This window comes from Cytobacillus oceanisediminis 2691 (assembly GCF_007678455.1).
Lineage (GTDB): Bacteria > Bacillota > Bacilli > Bacillales > Cytobacillaceae > Mesobacillus > Mesobacillus oceanisediminis_A.
In genome coordinates this window covers 1-229 of record NZ_VEEP01000456.1, presented here as the reverse complement: position 1 = coordinate 229, position 229 = coordinate 1, and the positions used below count along the sequence as shown (strand labels likewise).

Sequence of the window (229 nt, the reverse complement as noted above, 5' to 3'; positions counted from 1 at the left end):
TGGGTGTCATGGTGGTTGGCGTGTCTTTCGTTTTTAGGGTATGGGGGGTGGGAGTGGTTGTGGGGAGGGTTGTGAAAACAGAGAAAAGCTTGAATGGGGGTGGTATGCTTGGCAGGGAGATCATGGGGGGTGTTGGGGGGAGGATGGTGGGGTTACATGTTTTTCGGGAGTGGATGAATTGAGTGGTAAAAATGGTTCGGAATGGTTTTGGAGTGGCGAGATTGGTTGG

The 229-nt window shown here is 52.0% G+C and carries 1 pseudogene; it reads left to right on the top strand.

The window, feature by feature from the left end:
• Positions 1-182 (top strand): annotated as a pseudogene (locus tag FS736_RS25020) (ABC transporter permease); the annotation flags it as partial.
• Positions 183-229: the final 47 nt, after the last annotated feature.